Genomic DNA, 13,788 nt, shown 5'->3' on the forward strand with positions numbered 1-13,788 from the left:
TCCCAGTTCATGGGAGTGACCTTGATGACAACTCACCCTGAAAAATCCTTCACGACACGGCAGCTCGCTATTTGCGAGAATTAATGCACAGTCGGCTGCCGTTGTCCATTTCCTGCACAACGGTTGCGATTCCGCTCGCGTTGCCATCGCCGCCGCAAAGGCGGACAATGCCTCATCACCAAAACAGGGAGAGAAACCATGATCGACTACGGTCATTTCATCGGCGGCAAGCGTGTCGCCGGCACCAGCGGCCGCAAGCAGGACGTGATGCAGCCGATGGACGGTTCCGTGCGCGGCACGGTGGCGCTGGCTTCGCAGGCGGAACTGCGCGCCGCTGTCGAAGACGCCAAGGCGGCGCAGCCCAAGTGGGCGGCCACCAACCCGCAGCGCCGCGTGCGCGTGCTGATGAAGTTCCTCGAACTGGTCCAGCGCGACTATGACGAACTGGCCGACATCCTGGCGCGCGAGCACGGCAAGACCATCGCAGACGCCAAGGGCGACATCCAGCGCGGCCTCGAAGTGGTTGAAGTCTGCATCGGCGCGCCGCACATGATGAAGGGTGAGTTCACCGACGGCGCCGGCCCCGGCATCGACGTCTATTCGATGCGCCAGCCGCTCGGCGTCGTCGCCGGCATCACGCCGTTCAACTTCCCGGCGATGATCCCGCTGTGGAAAATCGCGCCGGCGATCGCCTGCGGCAATGCCTTCATCCTGAAGCCGTCGGAGCGCGATCCTGGCGTGCCGATCCGCATCGCCGAGCTGTTCATCGAGGCGGGCCTGCCTGCCGGCATCCTCAACGTCGTCAACGGCGACAAGGAAGTGGTCGACGCCATCCTCGACGATCCCGACATCAAGGCCGTCGGCTTCGTCGGTTCGACGCCGATCGCCCACTACATCTATTCGCGCGGCACCGCCGCCGGCAAGCGCGTGCAGTGCTTCGGCGGCGCCAAGAACCACATGATCATCATGCCCGACGCCGACATGGACCAAACTGTCGACGCGCTGATCGGCGCCGGCTACGGCTCGGCCGGCGAGCGCTGCATGGCGATCTCGGTGGCGGTTCCCGTCGGCAACGATACCGCCAACCGGCTGATGGAAAAGCTGGTGCCGCGCGTCGAGAGCCTGAAGGTCGGCCCGTCCACCGATTCCTCGGCCGATTTCGGCCCGCTGGTGACGGCGCAGGCGCTGGAGCGCGTCAAGGGTTATGTCGACATCGGCGTCAAGGAAGGCGCGAAGCTCGTCGTCGACGGCCGCGGCTTCAAGATGCAGGGCTATGAGAACGGCTACTATATGGGCGGTTGCCTGTTCGACAACGTCACCGCCGACATGCGCATCTACAAGGAAGAGATTTTCGGCCCGGTGCTCTCCGTGGTGCGCGCGCCGACCTACGAGAACGCCATCAAGCTCGCCAACGACCACGAGATGGGCAATGGCGTCGCCATCTTCACCCGCGACGGCGACGCCGCGCGCGACTTCGCATCCAGAGTCCAGGTCGGCATGGTCGGCGTCAACGTGCCGATCCCGGTGCCGATCGCCTACTACACGTTCGGCGGCTGGAAGGCCTCGTCCTTCGGCGATCTCAACCAGCACGGCCCGGATGCGTTCCGCTTCTACACCAAGACCAAGACGGTCACCTCGCGCTGGCCGTCCGGCATCAAGGACGGTGCCGAGTTCGTCATCCCGACGATGAACTAGCCGGACGGTTTACTGCTTGCGCGTCCTCGCCGCGATGCGGCTGCGGGCGCGCGGGCAGGCATCAAGGATGGTGCCGAGTTCGTCATCCCGACGATGAACTGATCCAGATCCGACGACCGACTGATAAAGGCCCGGCCATCGCCGGGCCTTTACGCTTTCCGATCGCGGCCGGTATCCGCCAAAACACCGATGTGATGGAACCAAGCGGGCTCGATCCGTCTTAGGTTGTATTCCTGCAAACTTGCAGGCCAATCCAACAGCGCCGGTGGCTGCCGGGGTTCTCGTCTGGCGCAAGGAGTTGTCAGATGACACGACGTCTTTTGGCGGGAACGTGCTTTGCGGTGTTTGCGATATGCGGTGGTGTCGCGCAGGCCGTTGCGGGGGGACAATGCGCCGCGCGTGCCGACGTCATCAAGGCGCTCGGCGAGAAGTTCCATGAAAGCGAGGCCGCGCGCGGTCTGGTCAACCCGAATGTGATTCTCGAAATCTTCGTGTCGGAAAAGGGCACTTGGACCATCCTGGCCACCGACACGCACGGCCTGAGCTGCATCATCACGGCGGGCGACGGTTGGGACGGAGCCATGATGGCGGCTGCCCTGCCGGGCACCTGAGCGGACGTCGTTCCCGCTGTCGTAGGGAGGCGGCCCGCGGCCGGGTCTTTTGGCATTTCGAATGGATTGCGGGCGCCCGAAAGGGTGCCCGCTTGTGCTTTGCCTTCGCCGTCACCATATATGGAACATAATGGGAACATCCGGAAGGTTCCCATTGGTGGCAGACCGGAACGCAGAAAGGAACGACGCGATGATGACGTCGGAACCGGGCTGGGCCGCTCCGGCAAAATGAGGCTGTCTCCTTTTGCCGGGACGCGATGGCAAAAGGAGGTGCCCCATGGCACGCAAATCCCTGTTGGGTTGGGTGAGAAACCTGGTTCTTGCCAGCGCGCTGGCGATGGGTACGAACAGCGCCGGCGCTCAATATCAAAACTGTGCCGAACACAGCGCTCTGGTTACCCACCTGAGCGAGAACTTCCAGGAACGGCAGTTTGCCTTCGGGCTGATCGGCCAAGTCGCGATCATGGAAATGTTTGTCGGCCAGAGCGGAACGTGGACCATCATCGTCACTGACGTTACCGGCACGAGCTGCATAATCGCCGCCGGCAACAGTTGGGAAAGCGTGGCGGCGCCGGCCGACCATAGCGCGCGATACTGAGATCGAGCATCGCTCAGCGGGTGGCGGCCACCTCGGCATGGCTGCGCAGCAGCGCCATCAGCCGCTTGGCATCCTTGGCCGCCCCCTCCTCGTCGCCGTCGAGGATCGAGCGGATCAGCGCGACATGATGTTCGGCCGATTCGGCCAGGCCGGTATCCGACTTGTAGCGGAACCAGAAGCGGCGGCTGTGGGTCTGCAAGGGCGCCGCCAACCGCGCCGCGAAGGGGTTGTCGGCGGCCAGTGCGAGCGCCTCGTCGAGCGCCTTGTCGGCCTGGATGAAGGCCAGCACATTGCCCGAGATGACCGCCTTCTGCATGGCAAGGGCGGCGTCGTGAAAGAGGTCGGCTGCCTCGCGGGTGACGAAACGCGCGGCCGAGCGGGCCAGCACCACCTCGACGCCGCGCCTGGCATCGAGGACACGCAGCCAGTCGCCGGGATGGAGCGGCGCAATCGCGATGCCGGCGCGCGGCCGGACATCGAGCAGGCCCTCCCAGGCCAGACGCTGGATCGCCTCGCGCACCGGCGTGCGGCCGAGCCCGAGACGCTCGATCAGCGCACCCTCGGTGACAAAGCTCGACGGCGCCAGTTCGAGCGTGACGATCATGTGCTCGAGCGCGCGATAGGCCTTCGCAGCCGCCGGCTCGAAACGAGATATATCTTCCAATAGAGCCATTGGGCCTCCTGATATATTTTCCATATATCATAGCAGATTCCGCATTGACAGCCGGTTTCCTGTTAGATATATCACTGATATATCAGATTGGAGATGATGCCATGTGGACTGGAGTTTTCCCCGCCGTCACGACCAAATTCACCGAGGACGACCGTCTCGATCATGCCGAGATGGAGCGCTGCTTTTCGCTGCAGATGGAGGCCGGCTGCGACGGCATCATCGTCTGCGGCTCGCTCGGCGAAGGGCCAATGCTGTCGCATGACGAGAAGATCGAGGTGCTGAAGACGGCGCAGCAGGTCGCCGGAGGCAAGCCGGTGCTGCTCACTGTGAACGAGCCCGGCACCCGCGAGGCGGCAAGCATCGCGCGTCGCGCCGCGCAGGCCGGAGCCAGCGGGCTGATGGTGGTGCCCAGCCCGATCTACCATACCGACCCGGCAGAGACGGCCGCCGCCCTGCGCGCCGTGGCCGAGGCCGGCGACCTGCCGGTCATGATCTATTCGAACAGGCTGGCGTACCGCGTCGACGTCACCGTCGACCTGATGGAGGAGCTGGCGTCCGACGCGCGCTTCGTCGCCATCAAGGAATCCTCCGACGACATCCGCCGCTCGACCGAGATCATCAACCGGTTCGGCGACCGCTACGACCTGTTCACCGGCGTCGACAATCTTGCCTTCGAGGCACTGTCGGTCGGCGCCATCGGCTGGGTGGCGGGGCTGGTCACCGCCTTCCCGCGCGAGACGGTGGCGATCTACCAGCTGATGAAGCAGGGCCGGCGCGAGGAGGCGCTGACGATCTATCGCTGGTTCCGGCCATTGCTCGACCTCGACGTCTCGACCTATCTGGTCCAAAACATCAAGCTTGCTGAAGTGCTGGCGATCAATACCAATGATCGCGTTCGCATGCCGCGCCGGCCGCTGTCGGGCGAGCGCCGCAAGGCGGTGGAAAAGATCGTCATGGATGCGCTGGCTGTGCGGCCGAAACTGCCGGCGCTGCAGGCGTCTCCTCGATCGGCGGACAAGCTGGTGGCAGCCGAATAGGGGTAGCATCGCGTGCAGGAAAATTCCGATGAGACCGAGGAGGGACGCCGCCCCTCATCCGCCCTTCGGGCACCTTCTCCCCGTGAACGGGGAGAAGGGCAAGACATCGCCATCATCGGCGGCGGCATCATCGGCATCTGCGCCGCCACCTACCTGACCGAGGCAGGGCGAAACGTCACGATCTTCGATCGCACGGGCATCTGCGAGGAAACGAGCTCGGGCAACGCCGCCGCCTTCGCCTTCACCGACGTGCTGCCGCTGGCGCATAAGGGCATGGTGCGGCAATTGCCGAAATGGCTTGCCGATCCGCTCGGCCCGCTCCCCATTCCGCCCGCCTATCTGCCGAAGCTGCTGCCCTGGCTGATCCGCTTTTGGCGCGCCGGGCGCGGCGCCCGCTACGAGACCAGCCTTGCCGCACAGGCCGCGATGATGAGGCTTGCCGAAGCGGAGTGGATGGGCCTGCTCGACCGCTCCGGGACGAGGCCGATGCTGCGCGAGGACGGCTCGCTCGAACTCTACGAGAGCGAGGCCGAGTTCCGCGCCTCGCTTTCCGGCTGGGCGGCACGTGAGCGCTACGGCATCGGCTTCAACCATGTCGAGGGCGCGGAGATGGCTGCCCTGCAGCCGGGGCTTTCGCCGCGCTTCATCAAAGCCACCTTCGTGCCGGGCTGGAAAACGGTCTCCGACCCCAAGCTGCTCGGCAAGGCGGTCTGGGCCCACGCCGCACGGCTCGGCGCCCGCTTCGAGCACGCGCTCGTCGCGCGGATCGTGGGCGGCGCGGATGGAGCGACGATCGTGCTTGCCGACGGCTCGACCCGGAAGGCGAACCAGCTCGTCATCGCCGCTGGCGCATGGTCGCATCTTCTGGCCAGGGACCTCGGCGAGCGCATCCCGCTGGAGACCGAGCGCGGCTACAACACCACGCTGCCTAAGGCCGCGTTCGATGTCAGGCGGCAGCTGATCTTCTCCGGGCACGGTTTCGTCATCACGCCGCTGGAAACCGGCCTGCGCGTCGGCGGCGCCGTCGAACTCGGCGGCATCGAGCGCCCGCCTAATTTCGCGCGGTCGAAGGCCATGCTGGAAAAGGCCAGGCGCTTCCTGCCGGGGCTCGATCCGTCGGGCGGGCGCGAATGGATGGGCTATCGCCCGTCGCTGCCGGATTCGCTGCCGGTCATCGGCCGGGCGCGCGCGCCGAACACTTTCTATGCTTTCGGCCACGGCCATCTCGGCCTGACCCAGGCAGCGGCAACCGGGCGCTTGATCCGCGATCTCGTTCTCGGGCAGGCTCCGCCCGTCGGTCTCGCCCCCTTCAGTCCGCAGCGGTTCTGACCGGTCTCTCTTGTCTTGACGCAATTGCGGACGGAAGGTTACGGCGAAGGCGCCGAACTTAACCGCTTCACACTTTTCCTGAAATTGCTTTAGGAAGCATCATCATGGCCAAGAAAACCTTCTCCTGCATTGACGGCCACACTTGCGGCAATCCGGTCAGGCTGGTCGCCGGCGGCGGGCCGCTGCTCGAGGGCAAGACGATGATGGAGCGGCGGGCGCATTTCCTCGCCGAGTACGACTGGATCCGCACCGGGCTGATGTTCGAGCCGCGCGGCCATGACGTGATGTCGGGCTCCATCCTCTATCCGCCGACGCGCGAGGACTGCGACATCGCCATCCTGTTCATCGAGACGTCGGGCTGCCTTCCGATGTGCGGCCACGGCACCATCGGCACGGTGACGATGGCGATCGAGCATGGGCTGGTGCAGCCGAAGACGCCGGGGATCTTGCGGCTCGACACGCCGGCCGGCCTGGTCATCGCCGAATACAAGCAGGTCGGCGAGTATGTGGAGGAGGTGCGCATCACCAACGTGCCCTCCTTCCTCTATGCCGAGGGGCTGACGGTCGAGTGTCCCGGCCTCGGCGAGATCAGCGTCGACGTCGCCTATGGCGGCAACTTCTACGCCATCGTCGAGCCGCAGGCGAACTATCGCGACATGGCCGACCATTCGGCCGGCGACCTCATCGCCTGGAGCCCGGTGGTGCGGCAGCGGCTCAACGAGAAGTACTCCTTCGTGCATCCGGAGAACCCCGGCATCAACCGGCTGTCACACATGCTGTGGACCGGCCAGCCGACCAATCCGGAAGCCGATGCGCGCAATGCCGTTTTCTACGGCGACAAGGCGATAGACCGCTCGCCTTGCGGCACCGGCACCTCGGCGCGCATGGCGCAGCTGCACGCCAAGGGCAAGCTCAAGGCCGGCGACAGCTTTGTCCACGAATCGATCATCGGTTCGCTGTTCAAGGGCAGGGTCGAAAAGGAGGTCGTCGTCGCGGACAAGCCGGCGATCGTCCCCTCGATCGGCGGCTGGGCGCGGATGACCGGGTTGAACACCATCTTCATCGACGACCGCGATCCGTTCGCGCACGGGTTCGTCGTCACCTAGAGCAATTCCAGGAAAAGTGTGTAGCGGTTAAGTTCGGCGCCTTCGCCGTAACCTTCCGTCCGGAACTGCGTAAAAAGCAAATAAGGCGACGCCGTCGCTGCTCGAGGGCGTCAGGCTTCCTCGCCGTTCGTCGAGACCTGATCGCGGAACCAGTCGGCGAAGGTGATTTCGGCGGCCGAGGGTTGCGCCGACATGGTCAGATAGTAGCCCTTGTCCGTGTCGGTCGCGATGTCGGAGACGACGACGAGATCGCCGCGCCGCAGCTCCTCGCGAAAAACCTCGATCGGGCAAAGGGCGACGCCGTGACCGGCGATGACGGCCGTCGCCAGTATGTTGAAATCGGCAAAGACAGGCCCGGTGCCCACGTCGGCCCCGGCCATGCCGGCTTGCGAGAACCACTCGCGCCAGCCCTGACGGGTCTCGTCATGCAGAAGGTCCGCCGCGGCAATCTCCGCCGGCGACCCGAGCCGGCCCTTGCGCGCCAGATAGTGCGGGCTGCAGGCGGGCCGGCTCATGCGCGAAAACAGCTTGAGGCTGGCGGCGGCGGGAGACGGGTCCGCGCCGAGCGTGATGAGGACGTCGTTGTCATCGTCCTCGAGCCGGTCTTCGGCTTTCGCGTAGGCGACGCGGATGGCGATCTCCGGGTGGCGTTCGGTGAAGTCCGGCAAGCGCGGCACCAGCCATCGGCTGGCGATGGATGGAATGCAGCCCACCGACAGCGATGCTACGGCCGCGTTTCTGCGGATGCGCCGGCAGGCGGCGGCAAGGTCGGAGAGCGCCGCGTTCGCCGAGACCTGCAGGGCAAGGCCGGCGTCGGTCAGGCGGACCTTGCGGGCATCCCGGTGGAACAGGGGCACGCCCAACCATTCCTCCAGCCGCCTGATCTGATGGCTGATCGCCGGATGGGTGACATGCAGCTCCTCGCCGGCGGCCGAGAAGCTGAGATGGCGCGCGGCGGCCTCGAAAGCGCGGATGGCGTTCAGCGGGAGATAGTCCATTTGTAAATTTTTCTAATGTGTCTAACGAAAAACGGTCATTTGAAACCCGCCTCGGGTCGCGACATGCTGAAGGCAGCTTCGAATGTTGATCCAGAAAATAGCAGCCAAAACAGAGCGAAGCCAGATCATTCCGTCGTCCTGGTCGTCCCACGCCCCCTTCATAGAGAGAGATACCATGTTCACCAGGCAACTGGCCGATGTAGAAAAAACTGACTTCTTCGTCGACTGGGGCAACGGCACCAGCCACCGGCTGCTGACCCAGCGAGACGGCATGGGGTTCACCGTCTGTCATACGGTCGTGCGGGCAGGGAGCGAGTCGCGCCTGCAATACCGGCGGCATCTCGAGGCCTGCTATTGCATCTCGGGCCAGGGCGAAGTCGAGGATATGTCGGGCGCGATCCATCGCATCGAGCCCGGGACCATCTATGTGCTTGACGCGCATGACGATCATTACCTGCGCGCCGATGCCGCCGGCGACATGGTGCTGGTCAGCGTCTTCAACCCGCCGCTGAGCGGCACCGAGCGGCACAGTCTGAGCGGAGAAGGCGGCTCCGCCTACTGAAACTTCATGCCCCGCAAGCAACCCCATCGAGCAGGCCGGCGCTCGCCCACGGCCGCGCCGTCACACGAATGTCATATGTGAAAGAATCCCGACCTGGCGAAAGGCGAAGGAGCGCGAGACGGGCGACCTTCGCCGACGCAAGGAATCGCTCCATCACCTAATCTTGACGGCGATTTCTTCGAAACGAAGCGCATCATACGGCCGAATCGTCAAAGACATTGCGTTATGCCAATGATAGGGTCCGCGATAGTCCAGGGGTCGGACGGCGTAAAACGGGCAATCGGACGGCGTGCTTCCAAAACACGCGAGGCGATTGAAAAATCACGTTGCAATCCGGGCTCGAAACTTTACGACTAGGGGAAATACGAAAAGGAGTGCGACCCGAAAGCGGGCGACATTCCAGGGGAGCCACGGCAGTATGCAGTACTTCGTCCAGCAGCTTATCAACGGGCTGACGCTGGGATCGATCTATGGCCTGATCGCGATCGGCTACACGATGGTCTACGGCATCATCGGCATGATCAATTTCGCCCATGGCGACATCTTCATGGTCGGGGCCTTCACCGCCCTCATCGTCTTCCTCATCCTCGGCGCCCTGTTCTATTCGGTGCCGGTCGTCATCGCGCTCTTGATCATGATGATCGTGGCGATGCTTCTGACCAGCCTCTACAACTGGACGATCGAGAAGGTAGCCTACCGGCCACTGCGTGGTTCGTTCCGGCTGGCGCCGCTGATCACCGCCATCGGCATGTCGATCGCGCTGTCCAATTTCGTCCAGGTCACGCAGGGCCCCCGCAACAAGCCGATCCCGCCGCTGGTGTCCAAGGTCTACAGCTTCGACGGGATCAGCGTGTCGCTGAAGCAGATCATCATCGTGGTGGTCACCGTGGTGCTGCTGGCGCTGTTCTGGTACCTGGTCAACAGGACGGCGCTCGGCCGGGCGCAACGCGCCTGCGAGCAGGACCGCAAGATGGCCGCGCTGCTCGGCATCGACGTCGACCGCACCATTTCGATCACCTTCATCATGGGCGCTGCGCTGGCCGCCGTCGCCGGCACGCTGTTCCTGATGTATTACGGCGTGGTGGTGTTCTCGGACGGCTTCGTGCCCGGCGTGAAGGCCTTCACCGCCGCGGTGCTCGGCGGCATCGGCTCGCTGCCCGGCGCCGTGCTCGGCGGCCTCTTGATCGGCTTCATCGAGAGCATGTGGTCGGCCTATTTCTCCATCGACTACAAGGACGTCGCCGCCTTCTCGATCCTGGCGATCGTCCTGATCTTCCTGCCTTCCGGCATTCTGGGCCGGCCTGAAGTCGAAAAGGTCTGAGCTCATGGCCGTTACCGTGTCCCCGGAGAGCGATACCGTCGCCACTCCCATCCAGCGCGCTTTCCGCGAGGCGCTCTATGCCGGCGCCGTCTCGCTCGGCCTGTTCGTACTGTTCATCGGTCTCAGGACCGACCAGAACATCTCCAACGAACTGATCCTGGTGCAGCGCTGGGGCCTGCTTGCCCTGGTGGTGATCCTCACCGCCGTCGGGCGCTTCCTCTATGTCGGCTTCGGGCAGCCGGCGCTGGAGCGCGCCAAGGCGCAGAAGGCTGCGGCGCCCGCCGTCGCGGCTGAACCCAGCTTCGTGCGCCGCAACTTCAACAAGATCGGCATCGCCGTGCTGTTCCTGTACCCGATCGCGATGGTCCTGCTGTTCGGCTTCCAGGGCTCGCTGAAATGGGTCGATAATTTCGGCATCCAGATCCTGATCTACGTGATGCTTGCCTGGGGGCTGAACATCGTCATCGGGCTGGCCGGCCTGCTCGACCTCGGCTACGTCGCCTTCTACGCGGTCGGCGCCTATGCCTACGCGCTGCTCGGCACGCATTTCGGCCTGTCGTTCTGGATCCTGCTGCCGGCCGCCGGCTGCATGGCCGCCTTCTGGGGCGTCATGCTCGGCTTCCCGGTGCTGCGGCTGCGCGGCGACTATCTGGCCATCGTGACGCTTGCCTTCGGCGAGATCATCCGCCTGGTGCTGATCAACTGGCGCGAGGTGACCAACGGCTCGGCCGGCATTTCCGGCATTCCGAAAGTCTCCCTCTTCGGCCTGATATCGTTCAACGTCTCGGATCCGAACTACATCTCCAAGGTGCTGGGCATCGCCCAGTCGGGCGCCTACTACAAGATCTTCCTCTACTATCTCATCCTTCTGCTTTGCCTGCTCACCGCCTTCGTCACCATCAGGCTGCGCCGGCTGCCGGTCGGCCGGGCCTGGGAAGCGTTGCGCGAGGACGAGATCGCCTGCCGCTCGCTCGGCATCAACACCACCACCACCAAGCTGACGGCGTTCGCCACCGGCGCCATGTTCGGCGGCTTCGCCGGGTCGTTCTTCGCCGCCCGCCAGGGCTTCGTCAGTCCGGAGTCCTTCGTCTTCCTAGAATCGGCGATCATCCTTGCCATCGTGGTGCTGGGAGGCATGGGCTCGCTGGGAGGCATCGCGGTCGCGGCGGCGGTGATGATCGGCGGCACCGAGATCCTGCGCGAGCTGGACTTCCTCAAGACCGGCCTGAGATGGGGCGACACAACCCTCATTCCCGGCTTCGGTCCCGACTTCACGCCGGAACTCTACCGCATGCTTTTGTTCGGCGTGGCGATGGTCGTCGTCATGCTATGGAAGCCGCGCGGCTTCGTCGGCAGTCGCGAGCCGACAGCCTTCCTGAAGGAGCGAAGAGCGGTCTCAGGCTCCTTCACCAAGGAGGGTCACGGCTGATGAACGCGACCCCTTCCTCGAGCGACTTCATCCTGCAGGTCGAGCACCTGTCCATGAAGTTCGGCGGCCTCATCGCCATCGGCGACCTGTCCTTCCAGGCCAGGCGCGGCGAGATCACCGCGCTGATCGGCCCCAACGGCGCCGGCAAGACCACCGTGTTCAACTGCATCACCGGCTTCTACAAGCCGTCGGAAGGCATGATCACGCTCAACCGGAAAGACGGTTCGAGCTATCTGCTCGAGCGCCTGCCCAACCATGAGATCCCGGCGCGCGCCAAGGTGGCGCGCACCTTCCAGAACATCCGCCTGTTCTCGGGCATGACGCTGCTCGAGAACCTTCTGGTCGCCCAGCACAACAAGCTGATGAAGGCCTCCGGCTACACGTTCCTCGGCCTGTTCGGCTTCTCGAGCTACCGGCAGGCATCAGCCGAATCGATCGATCTTGCCAAGCACTGGCTGGAGAAGGCCAACCTGGTCGATCGCGCCGACGATCCGGCGGGCGACCTGCCCTATGGCGCGCAGCGGCGGCTGGAGATCGCGCGCGCCATGTGCACAGGCCCCGAGCTTCTGTGCCTCGACGAGCCGGCCGCCGGCCTCAATCCGAAGGAATCGGCGGCCCTCAACGAGCTGCTGAACGACATCAAGGACAACACCGGCACCTCGATCCTGCTCATCGAGCACGACATGTCGGTGGTGATGCAGATTTCCGACCATGTCGTGGTGCTGGAATACGGCCGCAAGATCTCCGACGGCAGTCCGCAGTCGGTCAGGACCGATCCACGCGTCATCGCCGCCTATCTCGGCGTCGACGACGAGGAGGTCGAGACGGTGCTGACCGAAGTCGGCGACGAGGCCGTGATCGAGCAGCTCGACACCGGCCCCGATTCCGCGCACGGGCCAGGAAGCTCGGCTTCGATGATGGCGGGCCCGGTTTCCGATTCTGTCGAGCATGCGGACCAGGGCGAGCGGGTCACGGTGTCGAGGGGCGCCTCGAAGGCAGCTCAGGTCGATGCGCGCGCGCGCGCCGCCGTTGCGAGCAAACCTGTGAAGCCCGTTGCCGCCGCGAAGCCCGCTTCGCCGGCCCCGGCCAAGCCGACCGGAAGATCCCCGACACCCAAGCCGCGTGGAGGGCGCAAGTAATGGCCGGCACAACGCTGCTCGATATCAAGGGCGTCCAGACCTACTACGGCAACATCCGGGCGCTGAATGGCGTCGACGTCACCGTCAACCAGGGCGAGATCGTGGCGCTGATCGGCGCCAACGGCGCCGGTAAGTCGACGCTGATGATGACCATCTTCGGCGCGCCGCGCGCCCGCGCGGGCACCATCACATTCGCCGGCACCGACATCACACAGTTGCCGACGCACGAAATCGCCCGCATGCGCATCGCCCAGTCGCCGGAAGGACGCCGCATCTTCCCGCGCATGACGGTGATGGAAAACCTGCAGATGGGCGCCAGCCTCGACAACCTCAAATACTATGACGAGGACGTCGAGAAGGTGTTCACGCTGTTCCCGCGGCTCAAAGAGCGCATCGGCCAGCGCGGCGGCACGCTGTCGGGCGGCGAGCAGCAGATGCTGTCGATCGGACGCGCGCTGATGGCGCGGCCGAAGCTGCTCCTGCTCGACGAGCCGTCGCTGGGCCTGGCGCCGCTGATCGTCAAGCAGATCTTCGACGCCATCCGCGAGCTGAACCGCATGCAAGGGCTGACCGTGTTCCTGGTCGAGCAGAACGCCTTCGGCGCGCTGAAGCTCGCCAATCGCGGCTATGTCATGGTCAACGGCAATGTGACGATGAGCGGTTCCGGCAAGGAACTGCTCGCCAATCCGGAAGTGCGCGCCGCCTATCTCGAAGGCGGCCACCACTGAGATTGGAGCGGAATATGTGCATCCGGTATTCCGCTCCACCTTGTTTGTTTGTCGCATGATCGTTGTCCGAAAAGTCTGCACCTTTTCGGGATCGTGCTAGGGAGACTTCATCATGCAGGGCATTCTCTACGAGGAACCCTCGATCTTCCAGTTCCTGTTCGTCACCTGCCTGCTCGGCGGCTGGGCCGCCTGGATGACCGGCAAGGCCAGCGCGCAGACATGGCGCAGCTTCTTCCAGCTGTTCCTCTACATGCTCGGGCTCGGCATCGGCATCCGGTTCATCCATCATGCGCTGTTCGACGGCACGATGTTCTCGCTGCATTACTATATCGTCGACACCATCGTGCTGATCATACTGGGCTTCCTTGGCTATCAATACACGCGCACCAACCAGATGGTGACACAGTATAATTGGCTCTACGAAAGAGCCTCGCTTTTGAGCTGGAAGCCGAAAGGCTGACGTTCATGATTAACGCCGTCTCGGGGATGAAACGGCGTGACAAGTGCCTGAAAATCGGCAAACTATGCTTTCTGCGATAAGGGTGGGCATCGCATGAAAGTA

The 13,788-nt window shown here is 64.2% G+C and carries 14 protein-coding genes and 1 pseudogene; 12 read left to right on the forward strand and 3 right to left on the reverse strand.

What is annotated here, in order from left to right; genetic code table 11:
* Nucleotides 1-216 (reverse strand): hypothetical protein (locus EN738_RS35890; protein ID WP_210214069.1); only part of this gene is annotated, 216 nt, incomplete at its 3' end.
* Between EN738_RS35890 and EN738_RS06345 the strand changes: the two genes are divergently transcribed.
* The 3 genes from EN738_RS06345 to EN738_RS06355 all read left to right on the forward strand — a co-directional run bounded on the left by EN738_RS06345 (nucleotide 199) and on the right by EN738_RS06355 (nucleotide 2,904).
* Nucleotides 199-1,695 carry a CoA-acylating methylmalonate-semialdehyde dehydrogenase gene (locus tag EN738_RS06345; protein ID WP_127282950.1) on the forward strand — a complete coding sequence of 499 codons (1,497 nt, stop codon included), beginning with the start codon at nucleotides 199-201 and terminating at the stop codon, nucleotides 1,693-1,695. The genes EN738_RS35890 and EN738_RS06345 overlap by 18 nt on opposite strands.
* A 305-nt stretch (nucleotides 1,696-2,000) precedes the next feature.
* Entirely contained in the window at nucleotides 2,001-2,306 is a 306-nt protein-coding gene (locus EN738_RS06350; protein ID WP_127282951.1) for a hypothetical protein, read from the forward strand.
* Nucleotides 2,307-2,583: 277 nt separating this feature from the next.
* A complete protein-coding gene (locus EN738_RS06355) occupies nucleotides 2,584-2,904 on the forward strand; it encodes a hypothetical protein (protein ID WP_127282952.1) in 321 nt (106 codons plus the stop codon).
* A gap of 13 nt (nucleotides 2,905-2,917) precedes the next feature.
* Here the strand turns inward: EN738_RS06355 and EN738_RS06360 are convergent, their stop codons facing one another.
* The gene (locus EN738_RS06360; RefSeq protein ID WP_127282953.1) at nucleotides 2,918-3,577 is read right to left on the reverse strand and encodes a GntR family transcriptional regulator; all 660 of its coding nucleotides are present in this window, start codon (nucleotides 3,575-3,577) and stop codon (nucleotides 2,918-2,920) included.
* A 101-nt stretch (nucleotides 3,578-3,678) separates the two neighbouring features.
* Here EN738_RS06360 and EN738_RS06365 point away from each other — a divergent pair, with 101 nt between their 5' ends.
* The 3 genes from EN738_RS06365 (at nucleotide 3,679) to EN738_RS06375 (ending at nucleotide 7,049) form a co-directional block, all read left to right on the forward strand.
* Nucleotides 3,679-4,614, forward strand: coding sequence for a dihydrodipicolinate synthase family protein (locus EN738_RS06365; protein WP_127282954.1), 936 nt, complete (start codon nucleotides 3,679-3,681; stop codon nucleotides 4,612-4,614).
* 12 nt (nucleotides 4,615-4,626) lie between these two features.
* The gene (locus EN738_RS06370) at nucleotides 4,627-5,943 is read left to right on the forward strand and encodes an FAD-dependent oxidoreductase (RefSeq protein WP_127282955.1); all 1,317 of its coding nucleotides are present in this window, start codon (nucleotides 4,627-4,629) and stop codon (nucleotides 5,941-5,943) included.
* 104 nt (nucleotides 5,944-6,047) lie between these two features.
* The gene (locus EN738_RS06375) at nucleotides 6,048-7,049 is read left to right on the forward strand and encodes a 4-hydroxyproline epimerase (protein ID WP_127282956.1); all 1,002 of its coding nucleotides are present in this window, start codon (nucleotides 6,048-6,050) and stop codon (nucleotides 7,047-7,049) included.
* Nucleotides 7,050-7,159: 110 nt separating this feature from the next.
* Here the strand turns inward: EN738_RS06375 and EN738_RS06380 are convergent, their stop codons facing one another.
* A complete protein-coding gene (locus EN738_RS06380; RefSeq protein WP_127282957.1) occupies nucleotides 7,160-8,047 on the reverse strand; it encodes a LysR substrate-binding domain-containing protein in 888 nt (295 codons plus the stop codon).
* 175 nt (nucleotides 8,048-8,222) lie between these two features.
* Between EN738_RS06380 and EN738_RS06385 the strand changes: the two genes are divergently transcribed.
* The 6 genes and pseudogenes from EN738_RS06385 (at nucleotide 8,223) to EN738_RS06410 (ending at nucleotide 13,686) form a co-directional block, all read left to right on the forward strand.
* Nucleotides 8,223-8,609, forward strand: a complete 387-nt coding sequence (locus EN738_RS06385; protein WP_127282958.1) for an ectoine synthase — start codon at nucleotides 8,223-8,225, stop codon at nucleotides 8,607-8,609.
* A gap of 418 nt (nucleotides 8,610-9,027) precedes the next feature.
* Nucleotides 9,028-9,930 carry a branched-chain amino acid ABC transporter permease LivH gene (locus EN738_RS06390; protein ID WP_127282959.1) on the forward strand — a complete coding sequence of 301 codons (903 nt, stop codon included), beginning with the start codon at nucleotides 9,028-9,030 and terminating at the stop codon, nucleotides 9,928-9,930.
* 4 nt (nucleotides 9,931-9,934) lie between these two features.
* Nucleotides 9,935-11,359 (forward strand): high-affinity branched-chain amino acid ABC transporter permease LivM, encoded by a 1,425-nt coding sequence (livM, locus tag EN738_RS06395; protein WP_127282960.1) that lies wholly within the window; start codon nucleotides 9,935-9,937, stop codon nucleotides 11,357-11,359.
* A pseudogene (locus tag EN738_RS06400) lies at nucleotides 11,359-12,447 on the forward strand (ABC transporter ATP-binding protein); the annotation flags it as partial. The gene livM and the pseudogene EN738_RS06400, both read left to right, overlap by 1 nt.
* Before the next feature lie 50 nt (nucleotides 12,448-12,497).
* Nucleotides 12,498-13,226: an ABC transporter ATP-binding protein gene (locus tag EN738_RS06405; RefSeq protein ID WP_127282962.1), complete on the forward strand. Its 729-nt coding sequence runs from the start codon at nucleotides 12,498-12,500 to the stop codon at nucleotides 13,224-13,226.
* A 112-nt stretch (nucleotides 13,227-13,338) separates the two neighbouring features.
* Entirely contained in the window at nucleotides 13,339-13,686 is a 348-nt protein-coding gene (locus tag EN738_RS06410; protein WP_127282963.1) for a DUF6867 family protein, read from the forward strand.
* Nucleotides 13,687-13,788: the final 102 nt, after the last annotated feature.

The sequence above is a fragment of the Mesorhizobium sp. M4B.F.Ca.ET.017.02.2.1 genome (assembly GCF_003998955.1).
Taxonomy (GTDB): Bacteria; Pseudomonadota; Alphaproteobacteria; order Rhizobiales; family Rhizobiaceae; genus Mesorhizobium; species Mesorhizobium abyssinicae.

Bases quoted from the DNA above. Each gene is read 5' to 3' on its own strand.
- EN738_RS06345 (WP_127282950.1), top strand. From the start codon at position 199: ATGATCGACTACGGTCATTTCATCGGCGGCAAGCGTGTCGCCGGCACC.
- EN738_RS06350 (WP_127282951.1), top strand. From the start codon at position 2,001: ATGACACGACGTCTTTTGGCGGGAACGTGCTTTGCGGTGTTTGCGATA.
- EN738_RS06355 (WP_127282952.1), top strand. From the start codon at position 2,584: ATGGCACGCAAATCCCTGTTGGGTTGGGTGAGAAACCTGGTTCTTGCC.
- EN738_RS06360 (WP_127282953.1), bottom strand. From the start codon at position 3,577: ATGGCTCTATTGGAAGATATATCTCGTTTCGAGCCGGCGGCTGCGAAG.
- EN738_RS06365 (WP_127282954.1), top strand. From the start codon at position 3,679: ATGTGGACTGGAGTTTTCCCCGCCGTCACGACCAAATTCACCGAGGAC.
- EN738_RS06375 (WP_127282956.1), top strand. From the start codon at position 6,048: ATGGCCAAGAAAACCTTCTCCTGCATTGACGGCCACACTTGCGGCAAT.
- EN738_RS06380 (WP_127282957.1), bottom strand. From the start codon at position 8,047: ATGGACTATCTCCCGCTGAACGCCATCCGCGCTTTCGAGGCCGCCGCG.
- EN738_RS06385 (WP_127282958.1), top strand. From the start codon at position 8,223: ATGTTCACCAGGCAACTGGCCGATGTAGAAAAAACTGACTTCTTCGTC.
- EN738_RS06390 (WP_127282959.1), top strand. From the start codon at position 9,028: ATGCAGTACTTCGTCCAGCAGCTTATCAACGGGCTGACGCTGGGATCG.
- livM (WP_127282960.1), top strand. From the start codon at position 9,935: ATGGCCGTTACCGTGTCCCCGGAGAGCGATACCGTCGCCACTCCCATC.
- EN738_RS06405 (WP_127282962.1), top strand. From the start codon at position 12,498: ATGGCCGGCACAACGCTGCTCGATATCAAGGGCGTCCAGACCTACTAC.
- EN738_RS06410 (WP_127282963.1), top strand. From the start codon at position 13,339: ATGCAGGGCATTCTCTACGAGGAACCCTCGATCTTCCAGTTCCTGTTC.